Raw genomic sequence first — 26,037 nt, 5'->3', positions numbered from 1 at the left:
AATCACCCGTGAAAAATACAACCGCAGGATTACTAGCCGGCGCCACGTTCGTTGCCGGGGCCGGTGCAGGGCTCGCAACGATGGCGTTTACGGATACGGCGCTACCGATTCAACCGAAGGCTGAAGGCTGGGACAAGGTCGACCAAGTCCGCCAATTGATCGAAACGCATTCGCTCAAGGACATCTCGGAAGAAGATTTGTTGACGGGGGCACTTGACGGCATGACCGGGGCGCTTGACGACCCATATTCGGACTTCCTTGACGCTGAAGAGACGTCGCAGTTCACCGATTCGATCGAGTCGAGTTTTGAAGGAATCGGCGCGACTTTGGAGAAGAAAGGAGAAGACATCTTGATTGTCGCTCCAATCAAAGGCGCACCAGCCGAAGAGGCGGGTCTCCGGGCCGGCGACGTCATCACGGCGGTCGACGGGGAATCGATTGAAGGAATGGCCGTCGAAGAGGCGGTCCAGCTCATCCGGGGCGAGAAAGGGACCGTCGTCACACTCACGATCCGTCGCGGCGGCCAAGAGGCCGACTATGAGATCACACGCGATACAATTCCGATCGAGACCGTCTATTCAGAAGTGAAAGAACAGGACGGGAAAAAGGTTGGTTATATCGAGGTGACCCAATTTTCCGAGCCGACGGCGGACGAGTTTTTAGAACAACTCGAGACGCTTGAATCGGAAGGAATCGATAGCCTGATCATCGACGTACGAGGCAACCCGGGTGGCTTGCTCCCTGCCGTCATCGAGATGACCGAAGGATTCGTCCCGACGAACAAACCGGTCGTCCAAATCGAGAATGCGGACGGGGACCGGGAGTCGCAGAGCGGTCGTGCCCGTGAAGCGAAGCCGTACGATTTGTTCGTCTTGACGGACGAAGGGTCGGCATCGGCGTCTGAAATTCTGGCCGGGGCCCTGAAAGAAGGTGCCGGAGCCACGATCATCGGCAACAAGACGTTCGGCAAAGGTGTCGTCCAGACGGCGTTCGACTTAGAGGATGGCAGCAACTTGAAGCTGACGACGAGCAAATGGCTCACACCAGACGGGAACTGGATCAACGAGAAAGGCATTGAGCCGGACGTTGAGGTCGACCAACCGGATTATTTCAATGTCACCCGCATCCTCGCTGACGCGGATACGCTCAAAGTCGGGGACTATGGGGAAGCGGTCTCGAACTTGCATACGGTGTTGACGGGAATCGGCTATGAGCCGGGCGGGCAGCCGGGCTATTTCGGGGATACGATGGCCCGTGCCGTCAGCGACTTCCAGGCCGACAACAACTTGCCGGAAGACGGGGTCGTCAATGAGGCGACGGCGTCGGCGCTCGAGTCACGTTTGCTCGAGGAGATTCAAGACGAGGCGAACGATGCCCAATTGAATCGTGCGCTCGAAGAAGCTGCAAAATAAGGATTAGGGAAAGGATTGGACAAGTGTGGACGTTCTACGAATGAGTTTTACTGCTTTGTTGACCTTGATCGGTAGTCCGCTACTCTGGGCGACGCTCGTCGCCCTCGCTTACATATCCATGACGCGCATCAAACGGGAGAGAGGCATGTTCCGTTCGCGCCGGCGTTCGCCGAAATCGGACTGGCGTCATTTTGCATGGCCGAGCCTGCTGCTCGCCGTCATCGGTTCGGCGGCACTGATTATGCTCGAGACGACCGTCAATTGGGAATGGCTCGTGACATTCAGCGTGCTGTATGCGCTCATCGTCTTGACGATGCATCCTCGCTTCAGCAGCCCGGCGTTTCCGTTTTTGATCATGCTGACGGCAGTCTCGCTTCGCGGCGTCGTCGAGTATGGCGCCTTCACGGACTGGATGGACCGCTTGGCCGAGGTCGACTGGCCGGTGTATGCGCTCGTCTTTGGTGTCGTCACACTGGCGGAAGCAATTCTCTTACGTTGGAACGGTCCGATCGAGACGTCACCGACGCTCATCTTGTCCAAACGCGGCCAGTTCATCGGCGGACACGTCGTCAAACGGCTCTGGTTCTTCCCGCTCGTCGTCTTCCTTCCGCCGTCATTTGGAATCGACGGCCCGGTACCAATCATCTTACCGATTCCGATCGGCGTCAGCCTGTTGTCGACGGGAGCGCTCCCGGGGACACTGCTCGGGCGCTTGAGCCTGTATCGCGGCCTGCTCGCGCTCATCGCCCTCGGTTTGTTCGGGGCCTCCTACGTCATCGATGTGCCGTATGCGGCCTACGGCTTGCTCGGTTTGTTCGTCTTGTATGAGCTGGCGCTACAACTCATCAAACGAGAAAACCGAGGAACGACACCGGTGTTCATCAACGGCAACCGGGGCGCGGTCATCATCGACACGCTCCCGGGCTCACCAGGTGAAGCGATGCTGCTCATCCCAGGTGAATCGATTTATAAAGTGAACGGGAGTGTCATCACGGGCGGGAGCAGCTTCTATGAGGCGCTCCAGCTGCATAAACCGTACATCAAACTCGAGGTACTCAACTTGAACGGGGACATTCGCTTCGTGCAACGGGCGATGTATGAGACCGACCCGCACGAGCTCGGCATCTTGTTCGTCGCTGAGCCGGCGAGCCCTCGTCTGCGATTACGGAAACTATAAAAGGGAGCATCCTTGGCGGATGCTCCCTTTCGTGCGTTCGATTACAGTTCAAGTTTTGATGGTTTGAAGCCCATTGTCGCTTCGACTGCGTGTTGCCAGCCTTTATAAAGATTTTCGCGGTGTGACTCGTCCATCTTCGGTTCGAACTGGTGGTCGAGTTTCCACTGTTGTTTGATCTCAGCTTGGTCTTTCCAGAAGCCGACGGCGAGACCGGCGAGGTAGGCGGCACCGAGAGCCGTCGTCTCGCTCACTTCCGGCCGTTCAACCGGGACGTTCAAGATGTCCGCTTGGAACTGCATGAGGAAGTTGTTGTTGACCGCACCACCATCGACGCGGAGTGTCTTCAACTCGATGCCAGAATCTTGTTCCATCGCCGTCAAGACGTCGCGCGTCTGATAAGCGAGTGACTCGAGTGTCGCACGGACGAAATGCTCTTTCTCCGTCCCACGTGTGAGGCCGAAGATGGCACCGCGGACGTCCGAGTTCCAGTACGGCGCACCGAGTCCGACGAAGGCTGGGACGACGTAGACGCCGTCTGTCGTTTCGACGCGGTTGGCGTACTGTTCCGTGTCTTTCGCTGACTTGAGCATACGAAGTCCGTCACGGAGCCATTGGATGGCTGAACCGGCGACGAAAATCGAACCTTCGAGCGCATATTCGACTTTACCGTTATACCCCCACGCGATCGTCGTGAGCAGACCGTGGTCTGATTTGACGGCTTCTTCACCTGTGTTCATGAGCATGAAGCAACCTGTTCCGTACGTGTTCTTGCCTTCCCCTGACTCGAAGCAGGCCTGACCGAACAGGGCCGCCTGTTGGTCACCGGCCGCGCCGGCGATTGGGACTTCAAAGCCGAAGAAGTGATACGGGATCGTGTTCGCATATACTTCACTCGATGGTTTGACTTCCGGGAGCATCGATTTTGGTACCGTCAAGATTTCAAGCAGTTCATCGTCCCATTGTTGCTCATAAATGTTATACATGAGCGTCCGTGAGGCGTTCGAGTAGTCTGTGACGTGGGCGTGGCCGCCTGACAGTTTCCAGATGAGCCAAGTGTCGATAGTTCCGAAGAGGAGGTCACCGGCTTCTGCTTTCTCGCGGGCACCTTCGACGTTGTCGAGGATCCATTTAACTTTCGTACCTGAGAAGTAGGCGTCGATCAAGAGGCCCGTCTTATCGCGGAACAAGTCGCCATGACCCGCTTCCTTCAATTCATCACAAATGCCGGCCGTTTGACGTGATTGCCAGACGACAGCGTTATAGACCGGGCGACCTGTCGACTTCTCCCAGACGACGGCTGTTTCCCGTTGGTTCGTGATCCCGATGGCAGCGATCTCTTTTGGATCGATGTCGGCCGAACCGAACGCCTCGGCCATGACGGCGAGGACGGAACCCCAAATCTCATTGGCGTTATGCTCGACCCAGCCTGGCTTAGGGAAGTATTGTTTGAACTCGCGCTGAGCGGTCGTGACGATTTTACCGTCGTGGTCGAAGATGATGGCCCGTGAACTTGTCGTTCCTTGGTCAAGTGCTAAGATATAACGTTTTTCTTTCTCCATATGAGAGAGCCTCCTTAGAAATTAGAAAGATTATGGTACGAGAATGCCGTACAGCAATGCGGCGATGACCGCCCCGATGATCGGTCCGACAACTGGGATCCATGAGTAGCCCCAGTCCGACGTGCCTTTACCTTTGATTGGAAGGATCGCATGCGCAATCCGTGGCCCGAGGTCACGAGCCGGGTTGATGGCATATCCCGTTGTACCACCAAGCGAGAGACCAATCGAGACAACGAGGAAACCTACGATGAGCGGATTCAAACCATCCGTAAACGTGTTGGCTCCGAAAGATAAAATCCCGAATACGAGGACGAACGTGCCGATGATTTCCCCAATCACGTTGAACGGCGTGCTACGAATCCCAGGTGCGGTCGAGAACGTCGCCAATTTGGCGCCAGGGTCATCTGTCGCATCATAGTGCGGTTTGTAATGGACATACACGAGGACGGCCCCGATGAACGCCCCGATGAATTGTGCCAAAATATACGCTGGCACATCAGCCCAAGGGAATGTGCCTGCTGTCGCAAGTCCGACCGTGACGGCAGGGTTCAAGTGCGCACCTCCGTAGATACCGGCCGCATAAACCCCAATCATAACGGCAAAGCCCCAACCGAACGTGATGACGACCCAGCCTGCGTTCTCCGCTTTTGAGTGACGGAGGACAACCCCGGCGACGACACCGTTACCGAGCAAGATGAGTAGCATTGTACCAATAATTTCGCTGACGAATGCTGACATGTGATACTCCCTTCCTTCCATATTAAATTTGGCTTACCACTTCATTATATGCCCCAAATGTAAGCGTTTCAAAACCGAATATGCAAAAAAAGCCACTTTTCTTATGAAAAGTGGTTTTGATTGACAAACCGCCGTCTGAAATCGAGGGTGATGCCGACGAGAAAAGCAAGGAGGACAGCCAAACTCGCGTATGTGAGCAGGGGGAACCTCGTAGTGCCGAGGTCGAGGATGATCGACGCAATGACGGAAAGATAGAGCCAAGCAAGTCGTCTTGAAATCTCTTTGTCGTTATAACGATTAGTGAGGGTGGCCCCGATCGGCGCACCGATGAATGCCCCGAGGACGAGGGCGAGCGGCGTCACATAATCGAGCGACAGCGATGGCAGATAGCCGACGAGGCCACCGAGCGAGATGAACAAGACGGCAGCCAAGCTCGTCCCGACCCCGCGATGCGTCGTGAAACCGAGCCAACTGACGAGGAGCGGGACGATGATGAACCCGCCACCGATGCCGAGGAGGGCGGACAATAGTCCGGCCATCGCCCCGATCATCATCCCCGCGAGAACGGTCGATTTTTTCGGCTTCTGCGGTTTTGATGTTTTCTTTAATAGCGTAACGGCAAAATAAGATAGGATAGCGAGATAAAATAGGTTCAACAACCAATCGTACGTCCCGGAAATCGAGAGGACGAGTCGGCTCGACAGCTGTGCTGTCAAGGCGCCGGTCAATCCGACCGTGATACCCGTCGACCAGGACACGTTGCCGAGCGACGTATGTTTCTTCGCGCCGGACAGGCTCGTCCCGACGACGAACAAGAGCGACGTGGCGACGGCCTCTGCTGCCGAATAACCACTAAAGAGAAGTACCGGGACGATGACGACCCCGCCGCCGATACCGAAGAATCCGGACAAGGCACCCACGATGGCACCGAGCGGGATGAAGAGAAGTGACCACATGACGACCAACTCGTTTCTATTTAGATTCACTCTCCATCATAACGAAAAGCGGAACGAGTTGGGAAGCGTGTCAGAAGCGAATATTTGTTCGTGTATGTGCTATAATCAAGTCAATATGCAAGGAACAGAAAGCGAGGAATATACATGGATAAGATTAGCGTTCCGTTCGGCTTACAATCAGAATATAAGCCGGCCGGCGACCAACCGGAGGCGATTCGACAGCTCGTCGAGGGTATCAATCGCGGCGACCGGTACCAAACGTTACTCGGGGCGACCGGTACCGGGAAGACGTTCACCGTATCGAACGTCATCCAAGAAGTGAAGAAGCCGACGCTCGTCTTGGCCCACAACAAGACGCTCGCCGGACAGCTCTACTCCGAGTTCAAAGAATTCTTCCCGAACAACGCCGTCGAATATTTCGTCAGCTATTACGATTACTATCAGCCAGAGGCGTACGTGCCGTCGACCGACACGTTCATCGAGAAAGACGCCTCGATCAACGATGAGATCGATAAACTTCGCCACTCGGCGACGTCGGCTCTGTTCGAGCGCGATGATGTCATCATCGTCGCTTCGGTATCGTGCATCTACGGTCTCGGTAACCCGGAAGAATATAACAGTCTCGTCTTGAGTCTCCGAGTCGGGAAAGAGATGGGGCGCGATCAAATGCTCCGCAAATTGATCGACATTCAATATGAACGGAACGACATCGACTTCCAACGGGGGCGGTTCCGTGTCCGTGGGGACGTCGTCGAAATCTTCCCGGCGTCACGTGACGAGCAGTGCTTGCGCGTCGAGTTTTTCGGGGACGAGATTGATCGGATTCGCGAGATGGACCCGCTTACCGGCGAAATCATCGCCGATCGCGAGCATGTATCGATTTTCCCAGCATCCCACTTCGTCACGCGTGACGAGAAGTTACAAAAAGCGATCGTCAACATCGAGGCCGAACTCGAACAACAGCTTGAGAAGTTCCGTGAAGAAGGCAAGTTACTCGAGGCGCAACGTCTCGAGCAGCGGACGAACTACGATCTCGAGATGATGCGTGAGATGGGTTACTGTTCAGGCATTGAGAACTATTCGCGCCATTTGAACTTGACGGAGGCAGGAGCGACACCGTACACGCTCATCGACTACTTCCCGAAAGACTTCTTGCTCATCGCTGATGAGTCGCACGTGACGCTCCCGCAAGTGCGCGGGATGTATAACGGGGACCAAGCACGGAAACAAGTGCTCGTCGACCACGGTTTCCGTCTGCCGTCGGCGAAGGACAACCGGCCGCTCAAGTTCGACGAGTTCGAGAAGAAGTTGAGCCAGGCCATCTTCATTTCGGCGACACCGGGCCCGTATGAGCTCGAACATACGCCAAACATGATTGAACAGATTATCCGGCCGACGGGTCTCCTCGACCCAACGATTGAGATTCACCCAATTAAAGGGCAGATTGACTATTTGATGGATCAGATCCGCGATCGCATCAAACAAGATGAACGCGTCCTCGTGACGACGCTCACGAAAAAGATGGCCGAGGACTTATCGGACTATCTGCGTGAGGCGGGCATCAAGGTGAACTACATGCACTCGGAAATCAAGACGCTCGAGCGGATTGAGATTATCCGCGACTTGCGTCTCGGGAAATACGACGTCCTCGTCGGAATCAACTTGCTGCGGGAAGGGTTAGACATACCGGAAGTGAGTCTCGTCACGATTCTCGACGCCGACAAGGAAGGCTTCCTTCGTTCAGACCGGTCGCTCATCCAGACGATCGGACGGGCAGCCCGGAACTCGAACGGCCACGTCATCTTGTTCGCCGATAAGATGACCGACTCGATGACACGGGCGATTGACGAGACCGACCGCCGTCGCACGATTCAACAGGCTTATAATGAAGAACACGGCATCACGCCGCAGACGATCCGCAAAGAAGTGCGCGGTGTCATCCGAGCGACGGTCGATGCCGAGGAGGATGTGCTCGAATCGCTCAGTTCGATGAAACCGGCCGAGCGCGAAGAAGCCATCGCCAAGCTAGAAGAAGAAATGAAACAAGCGGCCCGCGACCTCCAGTTCGAACGGGCGGCCGAATTGCGTGACTTAATCTTGGAGTTGAAGGTAGGGAATTAAATGGCTGAGAAGAAAAATGCGATCGTCATCAAAGGCGCTCGCGTCAATAACTTAAAAAACATTGATATTGATATCCCCCGTGATCAGCTCGTCGTCTTGACGGGCTTGTCGGGTTCCGGGAAATCGTCACTCGCGTTCGATACGATTTACGCCGAGGGACAGCGTCGCTACGTCGAGAGCTTATCGGCCTACGCCCGTCAGTTCCTCGGACAGATGGACAAGCCGGACGTCGACACGATTGAGGGCCTCAGCCCGGCTATCTCGATCGACCAGAAGACGACGAGCCGTAACCCGCGCTCGACCGTCGGGACGGTCACGGAAATCTATGACTACTTACGCCTGTTGTTCGCCCGGATCGGGAAACCGGTCTGTCCGCGTCACGGCATCGAAATCTCGAGCCAGACGATTTCGCAAATGGTCGACCAAGTGATGGAACTACCGGAGAAGTCGCGCTTGCAAATTTTGGCGCCAATCGTCTCAGGTCGAAAAGGGACGCACGTCAAAGTGTTCGATTCGCTTAAAAAGGAAGGCTTCGTCCGCGTCCGTGTCAACGGAGAGACGATCGAACTGACCGATGAAATCGAACTCGATAAAAATAAGAAACATTCCATCGAAGTGGTCGTCGACCGCCTCGTCGTCCGTGCTGACGTCGAAGGCCGTCTCGCCGATTCACTCGAGACAGCGCTTCGTCTCGCCGACGGCCGGGCCATCATCGATAAGATGGATGGGACCGAGCTCCTGTTCAGCGAGCATCACGCCTGTCCGATCTGTGGATTCTCAATCGGTGAACTCGAACCACGCATGTTCTCGTTCAACTCGCCGTTTGGCGCCTGTCCGACGTGTGACGGACTCGGTACGAAGCTTGATGTCGACCCGGAACTCGTCATCCCGGACCCGTCGAAGACGCTCAAAGAAGGCGCCGTCGTCGCATGGCAGCCGACAAGTTCGCAATATTATCCACAACTGCTCGCCTCGATGTGCAAACACTTCGACATCGACATGGACGTGCCGTTCGAACGTCTGTCAAAGCGTGATCAAGATCTCGTCTTGCACGGGACGGACGAAGAGTCGTTCTTGTTCCGCTATGAGAATGATTTCGGTCAAGTTCGGACGAACACGATCTTCTTCGAAGGGGTACTCCGTAACATCGAGCGCCGCTACAAAGAGACGACGTCCGATTACATCCGTGAACAGATGGAGACGTACATGGCGACACATGCTTGTCCGACATGTAGCGGCTACCGTTTGAAAGAAGAGACGCTCGCCGTTAAAATCACGGGCCACCATATCGGGCAAGTGACGAACTTGTCGGTCGTCAACGCCATCGACTTATTCGATTCCATTATGTCGGAGTTGAGCGAGAAAGATATCGCCATCGCCCGTCTCATCTTGCAAGAAATCTGTGAGCGGCTCAGTTTCTTGAACAACGTCGGTCTTGACTATTTGACGCTGTCACGTGCTGCCGGGACGCTCTCTGGTGGAGAAGCGCAACGGATTCGTCTCGCGACTCAAATCGGTTCGCGGCTCACGGGCGTCTTGTACGTCCTCGATGAACCGTCAATCGGGTTGCATCAGCGTGATAACGACCGCTTGATCGCGACGCTGAAACAGATGCGTGACATCGGCAACACGCTCATCGTCGTCGAGCACGACGAGGACACGATGATGGCAGCCGACTACTTGATCGACATCGGGCCGGGTGCCGGCGAACATGGTGGAGAAGTCATCGCCGCCGGGACGCCGAAACAGCTCATGAAGAACAGAAAGTCGCTCACGGGGCAATACTTGTCTGGTAAGAAGTTCATCCCGCTCCCGGCCGAACGGAAAGTGCCGGATGAGCGTTTCTTGAAAATCTTGAAGGCGGAAGAGAACAACTTGAAAGGGGTCGACGTCTCGATTCCGCTCGGGATGTTCATCGCCGTCACCGGCGTCTCGGGTTCCGGGAAGTCGACGCTCATCAATGAGATCCTCTACAAATCGCTCGCCCATCATATTAACCGGGCCAAGGCGAAGCCAGGGAAGCATAAGAAAATCGAAGGGCTCGACCATATCGATAAAGTCATCGATATCGACCAGTCCCCGATCGGCCGGACACCGCGGTCGAACCCGGCGACGTATACCGGCGTGTTCGATGATATCCGTGACGTGTTCGCATCGACGAATGAAGCGAAGATGCGCGGCTATAAGAAAGGCCGGTTCAGTTTCAACGTCAAGGGCGGACGCTGCGAGGCGTGTCGCGGGGACGGGATCATCAAAATCGAGATGCACTTCTTGCCGGACGTTTACGTTCCGTGTGAAGTATGTCACGGGAAACGCTATAACCGCGAGACGCTCGAAGTGAAGTACAAAGGCAAGACGATTGCCGACGTGCTCGACATGACGATCGAGGAAGGACTCGACTTCTTTGATAAGATTCCGAAAATCAAACGGAAAGTCCAGACCATTTTTGACGTCGGTCTCGGTTATATGAAACTCGGACAACCGGCGACGGAACTGTCCGGTGGGGAAGCGCAGCGCGTCAAACTCGCCTCTGAACTCCATAAACGTTCGACCGGGAAGACGATCTACATCTTGGACGAGCCGACGACGGGTCTTCATGTCGACGATATCGCCCGGTTGTTGAAAGTGTTGCAACGCCTCGTCGAGAACGGGGACACGGTGCTCGTCATCGAGCATAACCTCGACGTCATCAAATCGGCCGACTACTTGATCGACCTCGGACCTGAAGGCGGGGACGGCGGCGGTACAATCGTCGCGACCGGGACTCCGGAAGAAGTCGCCGAAGTGGCAGCATCGTATACCGGCAAGTATTTGAAGCCGGTGTTAGAACGGGATTCGGCCCGGGCGAAACCGAAAGCAGGAAAACGGAAGTAAGGTATAGAAATGATGAGAAACGGGAACATGATTGACGTGTGACCAAATCAAAGGGGGAAACGAACAGTGAAACAAGAAATGCGTGAACTGATTCTCCAGCAAGTGAAAGATGGGAAGTTGACGATTGAAGAAGGGATGACCCAGCTTGAACGGCTCGAGAAGTTAGAGCCTGAGCATGTTCAAGCGCTCGAAGAACGACAAGAGACGGAAAAAGTCGACGCCTATTCGGTCGAGTCGCTCACGACGAAACTGACATCGGCCGTCGAAGGACTCGTCACGAAACTTCGCGACAGCGACTTCACGTTCAGCTCGAATTTCGGGCCGGAAGTTACGTATTCGAAATCTTTCCCGTTCACCGGGAAAGACATCTCGCTCGATTTGTTCAACGCCTCGGCGACAATCGTCTCGTCGGACAACGACGAGTGTGAACTGATCGTCACCGGTCGTCCGCTCCGTCAACAAGACGCGGACAAGGCGCTCGAACAGCTCCAATCAGCCGTCAAGCATTCGGTCATCGGTGACCGTCTCGTCGTGTCACTCCGCGATAAGCTCGTGCGGGCGCACGTCGAACTGTACGTCCCGCATCATCATTTCGATCACCTGCACGTACAGACGCTAAACGGGGAAGTCCGCGCTGACGGACTCGACGTCGAGAGCGTTCGTGTCCAGACGGCGAACGGCCGGGTCGTACTTCATGAAGTGCACGCCTCGGAGCTCCTTCTCAACACGGGGAATGGTACGGTCGAAGTCGAAGCGGTCGAATCTGAACTCGTCCACGTTCGGACCGGTAACGGTGCCGTCATCGTGAACGGGAAATACGACAAGGCGTCGCTCAAGACCGGCAACGGAAACATCCGCGCCGAACTCGCGACGGCACGTCCGGCCAAGTTCGAACTCGCCTCACTCGCCGGGAACGTTCGACTCGTCTTGCCGCACGGCGTCGAGATTGAAGGAGAGCTCGAAACGAACTTCGGTGGGCTCCACTGTAATTTAGACGAACTCGAGATTATCCGCGACCGGAAAGACGTCGCCCAGCGTCGTCTTGAATTCTTGTCGGGACGTGGTCAGACGCCGCGCATCGAAGTTGAGGCCGGGACACGTACCGGTACGATTGACCTCGAACACGGCTCGCTCCACACGCCGTCAACGTTCCTCGAAGAGGACAAGCACGAACCGACGGAACCGATCGACCCAGTCGACCCGGTCAATCCGGCCGACTTGAACAACCCGTTCCATCAGCAATGACCGACAACCCGAAGGCAACCGCTTTCGGGTTTCTTTAGGCTTTTTAGGTGAGGAGGTACGAGATGAGGCGATTCGTGTCAGCGTACGGATGGCTAATGATTTCGGCGCTGTTACTTGGTGGATGTGACGAGGACCAACGTATCGTCAACGAAAATGAGCCGGCTGGTGATGAAGCGATCGCCATCGCCTGGGCGTATGTGACCGCGCACAATTGGCAGGAACCCGCAATCGATGCGGGAGGGAGTGCCGAGGTGCAGCGTGTCGTGGTCGATGACAGCTATGAACTGTTGGACAATACGTATGCGGGGACTGAGGCGCTCGCCGTCTCGTTTGAATCCGATCCGAACAGTGTCGTCGGCGTCCCGACGATTTTGGTCGCACCGGAGTCGAATACCGTGGTCGGTTATTTGCTGGGTGAATGAGACATCCATGACAAAACCCGAAGGCAATCGCCTTCGGGTTTTGTCATGCTTACAGATTCATTTGATACTCCATTTGTTCCCAATCCATCATTTGACCGTCATAGATGGTGAACGATCCGATGATGAACAGGATGAATAGGACCGGTCCGGCGATGAGTAAGAAAATCCCGAGGTTCCGCATCGTCTTCGACCGTTTCCAATAGAAGATGATGGCGACGATCATCGATAAGAGTGACCCGGACAAGAACAAACCGACGATGTTCAAGATGAACAACAATAGTACCGTCTCGTTTTTCGTCGCGGCGTATTCACGCCACATGTCAAATAGTGATTTGACCAAGTAGACGAGCGCTGCGATTCCGACGATAAAAATAAAGACAATGGCAATCCAAAATAGTGCATTCATGTAATTTCACCTCCCTATTCGTCTATACCCGTTCTACGGAATTGCCACAATTTAGTTTCAATTGTTTTTTTCGGCGCGTTTCGGCTCACTTTCGTTGACGCTTCTCAAGTATAGCTATGATACAATAATGAGCGTGAAAGGGGCAGATTACTCATGCAAAATATCGTACGCACGGCTCAACTCGTTGAGCGCTTCAAACTTCAAGTCATCGCCGGGGAAGAGGGACTACACCGTCCTGTCGCCACACCGGACCTCAGTCGGCCGGGACTCGTCCTCGCCGGCTACTATACCCACTATGCGAAAAATCGGCTTCAAGTGCTCGGGAAGACGGAGCTCACATTCTATGCGAGCTTGTCGGAAGAGAGCCGCCGCGAGCGGGCGAAGATTTTATGCACGGAATCGACACCGGGCATCCTCATCACGCGCGGCTTCGATATCCCGAAAGAGATTGAAGAAGAGGCCGATGCGGCGAACGTCCCGCTCATGCGCACGAACGCGGTGACGACGTCGATCGAGTCACAAATCACGAACTTCCTCGAGATGGAACTCGCGCCGATGACGGCGATGCACGGCGTACTCGTCGACATCTATGGCGTCGGGGTGCTCATCAAAGGACAGAGCGGTGTCGGGAAATCCGAGACCGCACTCGAACTCGTCAAACGGGGCCACCGTCTCGTCGCCGATGATTCGGTCGAGATTCGTCAGACCGGGGACCAACTGCTCGTCGGTTCGGCACCGAAGCTGATTCGTCACTTGCTCGAGATTCGTGGGATTGGCATCATCGACGTGATGACGTTGTTCGGTGCTGGCGCCGTACGCTCGCACAAGAAAATCAGCTTGATCATCAACCTCGAGAACTGGGATGCGGGCAAAGTATATGACCGCGTCGGGCTCGATCATAACACGATGAAAATCATCGACAGCGAAGTGCCGTTACTCACAATCCCGGTCCGTCCGGGACGAAACTTGGCAGTTATCGTCGAAGTTGCGGCGATGAACTATCGCCTGCAGAACATGGGCATCAACACGGCCGAAGAGTTTGCCGAACGGCTCGCGAACGCCATCCATGATAACGAAGGGGAGATGGAATAATGGTAGAGCCGACATTTGACCGCGTCGCGTTTGAAATCGGATCGCTCCCGATCTATTGGTACGGCATGATCATCGCCTTCGGTGCGATGCTCGGTCTCATACTCGCCTTGTTCGAGGCGAAACGACTCAATTATGATTCAGAACGGGTCGTCGACGTCATCATCTGGTCGATTCCAATCAGTATCGTCTTTGCCCGGATTTACTACGTCATCTTCCAATGGGATTACTATAGCGAGAACCTCGGACAAATCATCGATATCCGCCAAGGTGGGATTGCGATTCATGGCGCCATCTTCGGAGCGCTCCTCGTCGTCGTCATCTATTGCATGCGCAAGTCGATGTCCTTCTGGAAAATCACGGATATTCTCGCTCCGTCGCTCCTGCTCGGACAAGCGGTCGGACGTTGGGGGAATTTCATGAACCAAGAGGCGCACGGTGCCGAGACGACGAGCCGTTTCTTGAAAGAGACACTCTTCCTCCCGGACTGGATCGTCAATCAGATGTATATCGACGGGGCTTACTACTTGCCGACATTCTTGTTCGAGAGCGTCTGGAACATCATCGGCGTCATCTTGCTCGTCGTCTGGCGTATGGTCGGTAACCCGCCGCGCGGCTATATCTTCTTGTCTTACCTCGTCTGGTATTCTATCGGCCGCTTCTATATCGAAAGACTCCGGACCGATAGCTTGATGGCCGGTGACCTCCGGACGGCACAGCTTGTCTCGATTGCGATGATCGTGTTCGGTGTCGTCATGATGATCGTCCGCCGCAAAGCGAAACGATACGACGACCCTTCAGAGAAAGGACTGTTTGATTGATGGATACACTTCTATTTGACTTAGATGGTACGTTGCTCGATACGAACCCGCTCATCATCGCGAGTTTCCGTCACACGCTCGGGTACTACTTCCCGGACGAGACGTATCGCGATGAGGACATCTTCCCATTTATCGGACCGACGCTCGAGAAGTCGTTCAAAGCGCTCAATGAGCCGGAATGGAAAGAGATGCAGGCGTTCTATCGCAGCTTCAATATCGCCATGCACGACCAGCTCGTCGCCGAGTACCCCGGTGTGATCGAGGGGCTATACCGCCTCCATGCCAAAGGCTACAAGATGGGGGTCGTCACGTCGAAAGGCCGTCCCGTCGTCGAGCATGGTTTGCGTCTGTTCAACATCGACCACTTGTTCGACGTCGTCGTCACGGCCGACGATGTCGTGCATGAGAAACCACACGCTGAACCGGTCGAACGTGCGCTCCGTGCGCTCGGGTCGACGGCGGACCGTGCCGTCATGGTCGGAGACAACGACACGGACATCTTCAGCGGGAAAAACGCCGGTACGAAGACGGTCGCTGTCGGTTGGGCCCTCAAAGGTCGTGCGTTCCTAGAAGCACTCGAACCGGACGTCATCATCGACTCGATGGAACATTTCGAGGCGTGGCTCGATGAGGTCACGATTCATGCGTAAGACGGAACGGTTTCGTCTCGACGGACCGAACCCGCTTTGGCAGATGTATCGGACGATCCGTTTCCTGCGCGTCTTCAAGAACACGACCGTCGTCCTCATCGGCCGGTACTTCCCGTCCGTCAAAGCGAAGCGCTGGTTATACCAGACGTTTCTCGGCATGGAGATCGGCGAGTATAGCGCGCTCGCTCTCATGGTGACGCCGGACGTCATGTTCCCGGAGCGCATCTCGATCGGCCGCAACACGGTCATCGGCTTCAACTCGACGATTCTCTGTCACGAGTACCTCGTCGACGAGTATCGAATCGGTGATGTCCATATCGGGGATGAAGTGTTGATCGGGGCGAACGTGACCATTCTTCCGGGTGTCACGATTGGCGACCGCGCCGTGATCGGTGCTGGTGCTGTCGTCCATCGCGACGTTCTACCTGGAGAGCGCGTCGTTGGGGCAAAGCTCCATACCGTCGACACGAAATAGACACAATTTAGCACGAAATCATTTTGAGGTCGAGACACGTATGACCACATATAATTACTAGGGCGGTATCACTTTTTTTAAAGGGGATGCCGCTTTTTTGTGTCTGTGGGCGCTGACCTGAAACCACCATATTTTTGTCAGAAAGTATTTAATCGACCTAGCAAAATATATTCATTATAGAAGGAATATAGTCCCGATTTTTTTTAAGTTTTTCAGTTGCCCTCGTTGTTTGAGTGAGGTATTCTTAACCCTGCAACTAAAAAAAGATTTAGAGATGATGTGGAGGATTTAGAATATGGAAGCGAACTATGAAGCATTAATGACGCTGCCCGAACCAGAATCTCCGCTCGCCGCGGAGCTCCACTACTATAGAGGTCGTCGTGCGTTACGTGAAGGTCGCCTAGATGAAGCGACTTTTTTCATGGCTGAAGCCACTGCCGCCGCAGCCCACCGCGTCGACTATCACAAACAGTACGCTGAACTGTTATTTGAAGTAGGGGAGATCTATCACGCCAATGATGTGTGGAAACGGGTGCTAGAACTCGATGAGACGTCAACCGAGGCCTTGTATCACCTTGCGAGCAATTGTGCTTATATCTCTTTATATGAAGAAGCGGCGATGTATGCGAAACGTTACCTCGACGTCGAGGCACACGGACGCTATGCGGACTCTGTCCAATCGCTATTAGAACTGATCGAACTCGAGCAAGAACTCGAGGATGAAGATGAAGACGAGTTGATCACGTGGCATACCGAAGCCCAGCAACATATCGACAAAGGGCGACTGTTCGCTGCCAAGTCGACGCTCGAACGATTGATTGACCGCTACCCGCGCTTTTGGCCGGCGTTCAACAACTTGGCCATCGTCAATTTCTATCTTGGCAACGATGAAGCGGCATTCGAGACGCTCGAGTATGTGCTCGACGAAAACCCAGGCAACTTGCATGCGCTCTTAAACACGATTCTGTTGTTGCATGAAGCTGGACAATCGGAAGCGGCGCTCCAACTGTCGGTCCCGCTGACACGTGTCCGTCCACTCCAGTTCGACTTACGCTACAAACTCGCCACGACACTCGCGCTCGTCGGTCAATACGACCGCGCGTACGAAGAACTTCGCCTTTTGAAAGATCGCGGATTCCGTGGGGATTCACTGTTCGGGCATTGGCTCAGCGTGTCCGCCTACAAGACCGGGCGTCTTGAAGAAGCGGCCACCTATTTGAACAGTGACGAGTTGAAACAATTTGAAGAAGCGAGCCCGTATGACATTCGCGACAACCTCGAGTTTCGTTCGGCACTCGTCCAAGGGTTGCGCCAAGAAGAAGACGCGGCTCGAATCGAAATCATCCGAATCATCTCAAAACTTGCCGACGACGAGGCGTTTGAAGCCCTTGCGTTGACGAACGGGATCACCGACAACGAGATGGTGATCGCCTTCGCCGAGAAATGCCGCGCCGAGATTTGCGGGGCCCCGTTCATGGGTGACGCTCGAATCACTCGAGCGTATGATGCTCTCGTGCTCGCCGAGACGGAAGTGACGGAAGCGGAACAGATGAGCCTCGAAGGCGATTTCTATGAACGATTTTCCCGTCTGCTGCTCGCCGATGCATCGTTTGAGGATGTCACGGCATCGGCCGCGGCCCTCGTATGGATGTTCTATGCGAAGCGGGATGCCCTCGTCCTCGACGACTGCGCGACCACGTTCGGAATCGATGTCTTGACGCTCACGGATACGATCCGTTCGTTCAAACAGACACTCGAACAAGCATAAAGATAGACGATACCTCCCTAGGTTTCTTATACTGAAGTCAATCAATTTCATGCAGAGGTGGAATCATTATGACAGAAGAAAAAATCTATGACGTCATTATCATCGGGGCCGGCCCAGCCGGAATGACAGCGGCACTTTATGCGTCGCGCGCCAACTTATCGACACTTATGATCGAACGCGGTATCCCAGGTGGTCAGATGGCGAACACGGAAGATATCGAAAACTATCCAGGATACGACAGCATCCTTGGCCCAGACTTGTCTCAAAAAATGTTCGACCACTCGAAAGCATTCGGGGCGGAATACGCTTATGGCGACGTCCAAAGCATCTCGGACGAGACGGAATACAAAGTCGTCCACGCACACAACCGTGACTATAAAGCACGGGCGATCATCCTCGCTTCTGGCGCGCAGTACAAGAAAATCGGTGTCCCGGGCGAAGAAGAGCTCGGCGGCCGCGGTGTATCGTACTGTGCGGTCTGTGACGGGGCGTTCTTCAAAGGGAAGAACTTGTTCGTCATCGGCGGCGGCGACTCAGCTGTCGAGGAAGGCGTGTTCTTGACACGTTTTGCCGACAAGGTGACAATCGTTCACCGTCGCGACGAGCTTCGCGCGCAGAAGATTCTTCAAAAACGGGCGTTCGACAACCCGAAAATCGACTTCATCTGGAACCATACGCTCAAAGAGATTGTGGAAGCAGACGGTAAAGTCGGTGGCGCACGTCTCGTCAGCACGGTCGACGGGACCGAGTCGGACTATGAGATCGACGGTGTGTTCATCTATATCGGCATGAACCCGATCACTGGTTTCGTCAAAGACCTCGGCATCACGAACGAGCAAGGCTATATCGTCACGAACGAAGCGATGGAGACGACAATCCCAGGGATTTTCGCAGCCGGAGACGTTCGCGACAAGACGCTCCGTCAAGTCGTCACCGCGACGAACGACGGATCGATTGCCGCTCAAAACGCGCAACACTATATCGAGGGACTCCTCGAGGCGTTGCACGAACAACAGGCGTGACATGAGGGAGAAGGGATTGCGGGCGACCGCAATCCCTTCTCTTTTTTTCGGACGTTCGTTATACTAAAGACAGAAGAGAGCTGCACACACGGCTCGGTTGTCAATTTTAAGGGGGCGTCAGTGACATGGAAGACTTTAAAGGATTAGAAGAATTGATCATCATCAGCGGGATGAGCGGGGCCGGGAAATCGGTCGCGATGAATAGCTTTGAGGATCTCGGCTATTTTTGCGTCGATAACTTACCGCCGGTGCTGTTGCCGCAATTGATCGATGTCATCAGCTCGGTCCGGCCGAAGATCGCCGTTGCGATCGACACACGGACGCGTGACTTCATCGACAGCCTGTTCATCGTCATCGATGACTTGGAACAGAAGAACGTGCACCCGCACTTGCTCTATCTCGATACACGGGACGAAGTGCTCGTGCGACGCTACAAAGAGACGCGCCGGTCGCATCCGCTCGCCCCGGAAGACGCACCGCTCGTCGGTATCGGCATGGAGCGTTCGTTGCTCGAAGGGTTCCGGGATCGGGCCCATACACTCTACGATACGAGCGATTTGAAGCCACAGATGCTCAAAGACCGCATCTTGCTCCAGTTCAATGAGGAACGAATCCCGTTCACGGTCAACTTCATGTCGTTCGGGTTCAAGCACGGCGTCCCGCTCGACATTGACCTGTTGTTCGACGTTCGCTTCATCACGAATCCGTTCTATATCCCGGAGCTCCGTCCGCTTACCGGGCAGACGGAAGAAGTCCAGAACTACGTCATGTCGCATCCCGAGGCGCGAGCGTTTTATAAGAAGCTGATCGACATGCTCGAGTTCCTGTTACCGCAGTACAAACGGGAAGGGAAGACGCAAGTCGTCGTCGCCTTCGGCTGTACGGGCGGCAAGCACCGCTCGATCACGTTCGCCGAAAAAGTGTCGGCGCATTTCGCTGAGCGCTATAACGTCAAGACCGTCCATCGCGACCTCGCGCATGCGACGAAGGAGAAATAAGATGAGACGCGATAGAAAAGTAGTGGCGATCGGTGGCGGTACGGGCCTCTCGACGCTCGTCCGGGGCTTGAAGCACTATCCGCTCGATATCACGGCCATCGTCACGGTCGGGGACGATGGGGGCAGCTCGGGGCGCCTCCGGGACGAGTTCCATATGTTGCCGCCGGGTGACATCCGAAACGTCATCCTCGCCTTGTCCGAGGTCGAGCCGCTCATGGACAAGATTCTGCAATATCGGTTCGACAGCGGCTATGGCCTCGAGGGCCACTCGCTCGGCAACCTCATGTTGACGGCGGCGACGCATATTTGTGAGGGGTCGTTCGTCAAGGCGGTCGACGTCTTGTCGCAACTGCTGAACGCGCAAGGCAAGGTGCTCCCAGTGACGGAGACGCTCATGACGCTCGCGGCCGAATTTGAGGATGGGACGATCGTCAAAGGCGAATCGAAAATCCCGCTCGTCGAGAAACCGATCAAGCGCCTGTTCTTACTCGAAGAAGGCATTAAGCCGGCGGCCGGTGTCGTTGAGGCGATCGCAGACGCGGATTTGATCGTGCTCGGGCCAGGTAGTCTGTATACGAGCATCATCCCGAACTTGTTGATTCCGGAAGTGCGTGACGCCATCGTCCGCTCTAAAAAACCGGTCGTCTATATCTGCAACGTCATGACGCAGCCGGGTGAGACGAAAGGGTACGACGCGATGAGACATTTGAAATCGATCGAGGCGTACCTTGGCAAGTCGACGGTCGACACGATCGTCGTCAACAACGAACCGATCGAGGACATCTATTTAGAGCGTTATCTCGAAGACGGCTCGGAAGAGGTCCGCTTCGACCGGAAAAAGCTACGAAATTACGGCACGAACGTGCTCGCGGGTGACATCGTCGACTATAACCGTGACTATATCCGCCACGACTCGGATGCGATCGCCGGACTCGTCATGCAGCGCGTCCTGCGCATCAAGAAACCACGCTCATTCCAAGAGCTTGAGCTGAAATAAGTTACGTTTGAACAGAAAGGAGGGGACTGGCATGAGCTTTGCCTCTGACGTCAAAAAAGAATTGACGCAACTCGTCGTGACCGATGCCGAGGCGAAAGCGGAACTATCCGCGCTCGTCCGGATGAACGGGGTCATCTCGCTCGCCTTAGGACGAGGGATGACGCTCGACGTCTCGACCGAGAACGCCGCCATCGCACGCCGCATCTATTCCCTCATGAAACGGCTGTACGACCATCATCTCGATTTGTTCGTACGGAAGAAAATGCGATTGAAGAAGAATAACGTCTACATCGTCCGCGTCGCCCAGCGTGCCGAGACGATGCTTCGCGACCTCGAGATCCTCGGGGAGAACTACGAGATGATCCGCACGCTCAACTCGGATATGACACGTGATGAGAATCTCGCCCGTGCCTATTTACGCGGGTCGTTCCTCGCCGGCGGGTCAATCAACCATCCGAAGACGTCGTCGTACCATCTCGAGGTGTATAGCCTATACGAGAACCATAACCAGGCGCTGCGTGACCTTGCCAACCGCTTCGGCTTGAACGCGAAGACGCTCGAGCGGAAGAAAGGGCATATCCTCTACATTAAAGAAAGCGAGAAAATCTCGGACTTCTTGAAGCTCATTGGGGCGACGCGAGGCATGCTCGACTTCGAAGACGCGCGCATCATCAAAGATATGCGCAACTCGGTCAATCGGCTCGTCAACTGTGAGACGGCGAACTTGAACAAAACGGTCGGTGCGGCGCTCCGCCAAGTCGAGAACATCAAGTTCCTCGAGCGCACGGTCGGACTTGAGATTTTACCGGTCAAACTCCGGGAAATCGCCGAACTTCGGGTCACCCATCAAGACGTCTCGCTCCAAGAACTCGGCGAGATGCTCGAAACGGGACCGATTTCGAAGTCGGGGATCAACCATCGGCTCCGCAAGATCGACCAGATCGCGGAGAAGGTGCGCAACGGTGAAGAAATCAGCTCGTCATGACGCCGGTTGCGCCAAAACCATTCTTCCTATATAATTAGCAATTGTGTATAGGACTTAGAAATGTAATTTAAAGGAGCTTCATGATTATGTCGAATGCAAAGAAAAGAATTTCGCTCACGATCGACGCTGATTTAGACCAGGTCATCACGGAGCGAGCGAAACAAATCGGGATCCCGAAAAGTGCCCTCGTCACGTTCGCAACAAGCCTCTTCCTCAACCAATTGCGCGCGGAAGAAGTATTGTCAGGCGACACGAACGCCATCTATCAGGTCATCCGTAAAGATTATGAACTGCTTACGAGCGTTGATAACTTAGACAAATAATTGCGAAAGGCTGACTCCGGTCAGCCTTTTTTGGTTGCATCAGGCCTTAAAATTTGGAATAGTGGTTATATTGAATTCGAATGGAGGTCGATCCTATGGGGCAAATCTTGCTCATCCTATTGTTACAACTACTCTACGTACCGGTGCTGACGCTTCGGACGATTATGCTCGTCAAAGGGAAAACGATGATTGCGGGGCTGTTTGGAACGCTTGAGACACTCATCTACATCTTTGCGCTCGGTATCGTATTCCAAGATTTGACGACGCTCGGGATGATCGTCTATGCGGTCGGGTTTGGACTGGGGATTCTGCTCGGGGGCTATGTCGAACGAAAACTTGCCATCGGGTACAATATGATTCAAGTGCACACGCAAGAGTTTCCGGCCGAGCTCATCCAAAAGATGCGCGACAGCGGCTATGGTGTGACGCACTATCAAGGGCAAGGTCGTGATGGTGTCCGGTATCGCCTCGATGTCTTGGCGGCGCGGACACGGATGAAAGATTTGCGACAAATGGTCGAGGAGTATGAACCGAAGGCGTTCCTCGTCGCATTCGACCCGATCGACTTTAAAGGCGGCTATATGATGAAAGGGCTCCGACGCCCGAAATGAACGGGACGACTCACAGCAGTGGGTCGTTTTTTTCGTGGAACGGGGAATACAAGATACAAAGGAGATGAGCGAGTTGAGACGAAAAGGATTATGGCTTGTCGTGGTCGGATTGATTCTCGTCGGTGGCGCGCTGCTGGCCACCTCGTTTTGGAAGTCGGAGTCTTCCATCAAACCACCACTCCCAACGGTACGGGTCGGGTCGGTGACGGCAGAAGTGAAGCAGTCGACATTCTGCTGGTCCAATGGGAATGAGGCCGTATGCGAGGACCACGGTTTGCCAGAAGCGGATGACTTGCAGCTCATACCGGTCGAGCCGGGCGCAAAGATTGAGATCGACTTCCATGCCGAACCGTCGAACGCCTCGTTCCATCAAATCGTCGACGGGGAGCTCGTTCGGTCTGAACCCATCGTCCCCGACGCACCAGGAATCTACTTGTTCGAGACGGGCGGAGATTGGCCGCAAGGGGATAGCCGCTATGTGTTCGGGGTCGAGGTCGAGGAATAAAAGAGTTGACCTGCCCGCTACGGACGGCTTTACGATATAGGAGAAGGGGGGAAACCAATGATTCAAATCGGAAAAGTGGTCCATCTGACGGGGTTGTCCATGAAAGCAATCAAATGGTACGAAGCGAAAGGACTCGTCCAGCCGTCTCGATTAGACAATCAGTATCGGTTATACGGGATGGAAGACATAAGACGCCTGAACGAAATCAAATTACTACGGCAAATGGGTATCTCGCTTGAACAAATTCAGACGACAGCAAGTGTGAGCAAGTTACTCGACAGCAGGCTTGATGAAGTCCAACGCGAAATCGAGGCGTTGCGACAAGTCGAGCAACAAATCAAATGGATGCAAACAGGGGGAGATTCAATGAAAGTACGTTATGAGATATGGAACCGACCGAAAATCGTAAACGGTTATGTATCCGAACTCACCACAATCCCATTCGCTTGGGAGAAACTTCAACCAGAACTGACGACAGATGAATCATATGGCGTCTGTTTGGCGAAAGAAGAAGCTTATTTGGCAGGAATGACTGATCCTGTTACAGGTGAAGAGGGAAGACAGGTTGAACTGTCGGCAGGACGGTATCTCGTCGCCACGGTCGAAGGGGGAATTCCAGCCATCCCTACGACATATAATCAACTTTTAGCGTTGCCGGATGTGACGTTGCGGGATGCACTCGATTTTGAGCGCTACATTCATGGACAAGACGGAGCCGACGACTTGATTGAGATTTGGTTACCTGTCCAATAAAAAGAAGCGCCTTTCCCGTAATTGGGAAAGGCGCTTGTAGTTGGGAAAGGCGCTTTTGGATTAGCGTGTCATAACCTTATCGATGAGACCGTAGTCTTTCGCTTGGTCGGCTGCCATGAAGTAGTCGCGCTCTGTATCGCGCTCGATGACTTCAAGTGGCTGGCCTGTGTTATCAGCCATGATTTGGTTCAATTTCTCACGCATTTTGATGATGCGCTCGGCATGGATTTTGATGTCCGATGCTTGGCCTTGCGTACCGCCGAGCGGTTGGTGAATCATGATCTCCGCGTTCGGAAGTGCGAAGCGTTTGCCTTTTTCACCGGCTTGGAGCAAGAAGGCACCCATCGATGCGGCCATTCCGATACAAATCGTCGACACGTTCGGCTTGATGAAGTTCATCGTGTCATAAATCGCCATTCCGGAAGTGATCGAACCACCCGGGCTGTTGATGTAAAGCGAGATGTCCTTATCTGGGTCCTCGGCTGCAAGGAAGAGGAGTTGCGCGACGATCGAGTTGGCGACGTTGTCGTCAATCGCACTTCCGAGCAAGATGATGCGGTCTTTGAGCAAGCGTGAGTAAATATCGTACGCGCGTTCCCCGCGACCTGTTTGTTCGATAACTGTTGGAATTAACATTGAATCTGCCTCCTTTATGTAGGTTGTAAACATATCATACCGCTATAGTCAATGTTGGTCAAACGATAGTCATCGTTTTTGACCTATTCCACGGTTTGAGGATTCTAAAACGACAAAAGAGGCCAGGCATTTGCCTGACCTCTTTCTTTGATACACCCGGAGAGATTCGAACTCCCGACACCTGGCACCGGAAACCAGTGCTCTATCCCCTGAGCTACGGGTGCATGTTCTCTGACACGATTTATTATACATTTGTTTTTTTAAAAAAGCAATCCTGTTCGTCTCACTTTTTTTTGAGCGCGTTTTCCCGCCTTTCGTTACAATAAGAAGCGAGAGGGGTGTGACCGATGCAACGGCAAGAACAACAACAGCTTCAAACACAACAGCTGACCCAGGATATGGTGCGGCGTCTGCCGATTCTCGAGGCGGACCGGACCGCAATCGCATTTCAGCTCGGGCGGTTGTCCAAACGGAACCCGAGCATCGCCACGGGAAGCGGTACGGTCGAATGGGTGGCCGACACGGCGAGCGGATTCGAGGCGCGATTGTTCGAACAAATCGAGGAAGGAAGCGGGAATGAGATTCAACAACAGCTGCAAAAGCAACTCGTCATGGCGCTCGACCATCGTGGCCTATTACCGGAGAGCGACTTCGTGCTCGCTCATCGGTTCGGGGCCGACGTGGCGGACATTGAGGTGGCACGGCAGGCGCTCTTATTTTTAGAACCGACGGGGATCGGGGCAAAAAACGAGCGTGACTGCCAATATCGGCACGCCATCGAACATGATGATCCGCTCGTCTTAGACGTGTTCGAGGCAATCGACGCGCACGTGGATGACATCCCGAGACGACTCGACATCTCGGCTGCCGAGTTCGAGCGGGTGACGCGTATCGTGGCGACATTACCAAAAACACCAATATTATATGAAGGAACCGAGCATGTCGTGCCGGAACTCGAAGTCGTCCGGCGTGACGGTGAGCTCGTGACGACATGGTTCAGCCCGACGCTCGATGTGGTACGCATCAAGGACGACCGCGAGGCGAAGTGGTGGCATGAGACGCTCGAGATGCGGAACGCGACGCTTCGTTCGGTATGGGCCGTCATCGCGGAACGCCAGGCGGACTGGCTCGACGGCAAGCTTGTCTTGCATCCGTTGACGCGGAAAGAAGTCGCCGAACAGATCGGCAAGCATGAGTCGACCGTCGGACGAGCGATTCAAGGGAAGTATGTGACGACCGAGGGCGGGGTCATGGCGTGGCGTCACTTTTTCGTCCGATCCACGGAGCACGGGCAATCGCCATTCATGGTGAAGAAGGCGCTCGCCGAACTGATTCAACAAGAGACATCGCCATTGAGCGATGCCGCGCTCACGCGGGAACTGGCCCGTATTGGCTATACAGTGACACGACGGACGGTGGCGAACTATCGGGAGGCGCTCGGTTTTGGAAACTCGCGGGAGCGGGAACGACAGTACTGGAAAGGAGGGGACTGAC

25 protein-coding genes and 1 tRNA gene are annotated in these 26,037 nt (G+C 54.5%); 20 read left to right on the top strand and 6 right to left on the bottom strand.

The window, feature by feature from the left end; all coding sequences use genetic code 11:
- The first annotated feature begins 8 nt into the window (after positions 1 to 8).
- Positions 9 to 1,412: a S41 family peptidase gene (locus EVJ34_RS07100; RefSeq protein WP_131485080.1), complete on the top strand. Its 1,404-nt coding sequence runs from the start codon at positions 9 to 11 to the stop codon at positions 1,410 to 1,412.
- 40 nt (positions 1,413 to 1,452) lie between these two features.
- Positions 1,453 to 2,589, top strand: a complete 1,137-nt coding sequence (locus EVJ34_RS07095; RefSeq protein ID WP_131485079.1) for a PDZ domain-containing protein — start codon at positions 1,453 to 1,455, stop codon at positions 2,587 to 2,589.
- A gap of 41 nt (positions 2,590 to 2,630) precedes the next feature.
- Here the strand turns inward: EVJ34_RS07095 and glpK are convergent, their stop codons facing one another.
- From glpK to EVJ34_RS07080, 3 genes are all read right to left on the bottom strand, one after another.
- On the bottom strand, positions 2,631 to 4,148 hold the full coding sequence (gene glpK / locus EVJ34_RS07090; RefSeq protein WP_131438030.1) for a glycerol kinase GlpK: 1,518 nt from the start codon (positions 4,146 to 4,148) through the stop codon (positions 2,631 to 2,633).
- A 30-nt stretch (positions 4,149 to 4,178) separates the two neighbouring features.
- Positions 4,179 to 4,886 (bottom strand): MIP/aquaporin family protein, encoded by a 708-nt coding sequence (locus EVJ34_RS07085; RefSeq protein WP_131485078.1) that lies wholly within the window; start codon positions 4,884 to 4,886, stop codon positions 4,179 to 4,181.
- A 101-nt stretch (positions 4,887 to 4,987) separates the two neighbouring features.
- Positions 4,988 to 5,842: a sulfite exporter TauE/SafE family protein gene (locus tag EVJ34_RS07080; protein ID WP_131485077.1), complete on the bottom strand. Its 855-nt coding sequence runs from the start codon at positions 5,840 to 5,842 to the stop codon at positions 4,988 to 4,990.
- Between the two features lie 144 nt (positions 5,843 to 5,986).
- On the opposite strand from EVJ34_RS07080, the gene uvrB reads away from it, so the two are divergent.
- The 4 genes from uvrB to EVJ34_RS07060 all read left to right on the top strand — a co-directional run bounded on the left by uvrB (position 5,987) and on the right by EVJ34_RS07060 (position 12,504).
- Positions 5,987 to 7,963, top strand: coding sequence for an excinuclease ABC subunit UvrB (uvrB, locus tag EVJ34_RS07075; protein ID WP_131485076.1), 1,977 nt, complete (start codon positions 5,987 to 5,989; stop codon positions 7,961 to 7,963).
- Entirely contained in the window at positions 7,964 to 10,837 is a 2,874-nt protein-coding gene (uvrA, locus tag EVJ34_RS07070) for an excinuclease ABC subunit UvrA (protein WP_131485075.1), read from the top strand.
- A 66-nt stretch (positions 10,838 to 10,903) separates the two neighbouring features.
- A complete protein-coding gene (locus EVJ34_RS07065; protein ID WP_131485074.1) occupies positions 10,904 to 12,082 on the top strand; it encodes a DUF4097 family beta strand repeat-containing protein in 1,179 nt (392 codons plus the stop codon).
- A gap of 62 nt (positions 12,083 to 12,144) precedes the next feature.
- Complete coding sequence (locus EVJ34_RS07060; protein WP_131485073.1) at positions 12,145 to 12,504, top strand: hypothetical protein; 360 nt, start codon at positions 12,145 to 12,147, stop codon at positions 12,502 to 12,504.
- 49 nt (positions 12,505 to 12,553) lie between these two features.
- Here EVJ34_RS07060 and EVJ34_RS07055 read toward each other — a convergent pair whose 3' ends face one another.
- A complete protein-coding gene (locus tag EVJ34_RS07055; RefSeq protein ID WP_131485072.1) occupies positions 12,554 to 12,910 on the bottom strand; it encodes a hypothetical protein in 357 nt (118 codons plus the stop codon).
- A gap of 153 nt (positions 12,911 to 13,063) precedes the next feature.
- Here EVJ34_RS07055 and hprK point away from each other — a divergent pair, with 153 nt between their 5' ends.
- The 13 genes from hprK (at position 13,064) to EVJ34_RS06990 (ending at position 23,907) form a co-directional block, all read left to right on the top strand.
- Positions 13,064 to 14,002, top strand: coding sequence for an HPr(Ser) kinase/phosphatase (hprK, locus tag EVJ34_RS07050; protein ID WP_131485071.1), 939 nt, complete (start codon positions 13,064 to 13,066; stop codon positions 14,000 to 14,002).
- Entirely contained in the window at positions 14,002 to 14,820 is an 819-nt protein-coding gene (gene lgt, locus EVJ34_RS07045) for a prolipoprotein diacylglyceryl transferase (RefSeq protein ID WP_131485070.1), read from the top strand. Before hprK ends, lgt begins: the two co-directional genes overlap by 1 nt.
- Positions 14,820 to 15,470, top strand: coding sequence for a pyrophosphatase PpaX (ppaX, locus tag EVJ34_RS07040; RefSeq protein WP_131438049.1), 651 nt, complete (start codon positions 14,820 to 14,822; stop codon positions 15,468 to 15,470). Before lgt ends, ppaX begins: the two co-directional genes overlap by 1 nt.
- The gene (locus EVJ34_RS07035) at positions 15,463 to 15,945 is read left to right on the top strand and encodes an acyltransferase (protein ID WP_131485069.1); all 483 of its coding nucleotides are present in this window, start codon (positions 15,463 to 15,465) and stop codon (positions 15,943 to 15,945) included. The genes ppaX and EVJ34_RS07035 overlap by 8 nt, the downstream gene beginning before the upstream one ends.
- 295 nt (positions 15,946 to 16,240) lie before the next feature.
- Positions 16,241 to 17,713 (top strand): tetratricopeptide repeat protein, encoded by a 1,473-nt coding sequence (locus EVJ34_RS07030; protein WP_236636661.1) that lies wholly within the window; start codon positions 16,241 to 16,243, stop codon positions 17,711 to 17,713.
- Positions 17,714 to 17,781: 68 nt separating this feature from the next.
- Complete coding sequence (gene trxB / locus EVJ34_RS07025; protein WP_131485068.1) at positions 17,782 to 18,735, top strand: thioredoxin-disulfide reductase; 954 nt, start codon at positions 17,782 to 17,784, stop codon at positions 18,733 to 18,735.
- 125 nt (positions 18,736 to 18,860) lie between these two features.
- Positions 18,861 to 19,733 carry an RNase adapter RapZ gene (rapZ, locus tag EVJ34_RS07020; RefSeq protein WP_029595053.1) on the top strand — a complete coding sequence of 291 codons (873 nt, stop codon included), beginning with the start codon at positions 18,861 to 18,863 and terminating at the stop codon, positions 19,731 to 19,733.
- Position 19,734: 1 nt separating this feature from the next.
- Complete coding sequence (locus tag EVJ34_RS07015) at positions 19,735 to 20,730, top strand: gluconeogenesis factor YvcK family protein (protein WP_131485067.1); 996 nt, start codon at positions 19,735 to 19,737, stop codon at positions 20,728 to 20,730.
- A gap of 31 nt (positions 20,731 to 20,761) precedes the next feature.
- On the top strand, positions 20,762 to 21,715 hold the full coding sequence (whiA, locus tag EVJ34_RS07010; protein WP_131438057.1) for a DNA-binding protein WhiA: 954 nt from the start codon (positions 20,762 to 20,764) through the stop codon (positions 21,713 to 21,715).
- Positions 21,716 to 21,801: 86 nt separating this feature from the next.
- Entirely contained in the window at positions 21,802 to 22,038 is a 237-nt protein-coding gene (locus tag EVJ34_RS07005; RefSeq protein WP_021065439.1) for a hypothetical protein, read from the top strand.
- A 95-nt stretch (positions 22,039 to 22,133) separates the two neighbouring features.
- Positions 22,134 to 22,649 carry a DUF2179 domain-containing protein gene (locus tag EVJ34_RS07000; protein WP_131438059.1) on the top strand — a complete coding sequence of 172 codons (516 nt, stop codon included), beginning with the start codon at positions 22,134 to 22,136 and terminating at the stop codon, positions 22,647 to 22,649.
- A 64-nt stretch (positions 22,650 to 22,713) separates the two neighbouring features.
- The gene (locus EVJ34_RS06995; RefSeq protein ID WP_131485302.1) at positions 22,714 to 23,154 is read left to right on the top strand and encodes a hypothetical protein; all 441 of its coding nucleotides are present in this window, start codon (positions 22,714 to 22,716) and stop codon (positions 23,152 to 23,154) included.
- A gap of 57 nt (positions 23,155 to 23,211) precedes the next feature.
- Complete coding sequence (locus tag EVJ34_RS06990; RefSeq protein WP_131485066.1) at positions 23,212 to 23,907, top strand: MerR family transcriptional regulator; 696 nt, start codon at positions 23,212 to 23,214, stop codon at positions 23,905 to 23,907.
- A 60-nt stretch (positions 23,908 to 23,967) separates the two neighbouring features.
- Here the strand turns inward: EVJ34_RS06990 and clpP are convergent, their stop codons facing one another.
- Together clpP and EVJ34_RS06980 are read right to left on the bottom strand one after the other, a co-directional pair.
- Positions 23,968 to 24,543: an ATP-dependent Clp endopeptidase proteolytic subunit ClpP gene (gene clpP, locus EVJ34_RS06985; RefSeq protein ID WP_131437833.1), complete on the bottom strand. Its 576-nt coding sequence runs from the start codon at positions 24,541 to 24,543 to the stop codon at positions 23,968 to 23,970.
- 151 nt (positions 24,544 to 24,694) lie between these two features.
- Positions 24,695 to 24,767 (bottom strand) — tRNA-Arg (locus EVJ34_RS06980).
- Positions 24,768 to 24,890: 123 nt separating this feature from the next.
- On the opposite strand from EVJ34_RS06980, the gene EVJ34_RS06975 reads away from it, so the two are divergent.
- Entirely contained in the window at positions 24,891 to 26,036 is a 1,146-nt protein-coding gene (locus tag EVJ34_RS06975) for an RNA polymerase factor sigma-54 (RefSeq protein WP_131485065.1), read from the top strand.
- Position 26,037: the final 1 nt, after the last annotated feature.

The organism is Exiguobacterium sp. SL-9, assembly GCF_004336985.1.
Classification (GTDB): domain Bacteria; phylum Bacillota; class Bacilli; order Exiguobacteriales; family Exiguobacteriaceae; genus Exiguobacterium.
The sequence above is the reverse complement of the archived record's forward strand: the minus strand, read 5'-3'. Positions and strand labels throughout refer to the sequence as shown.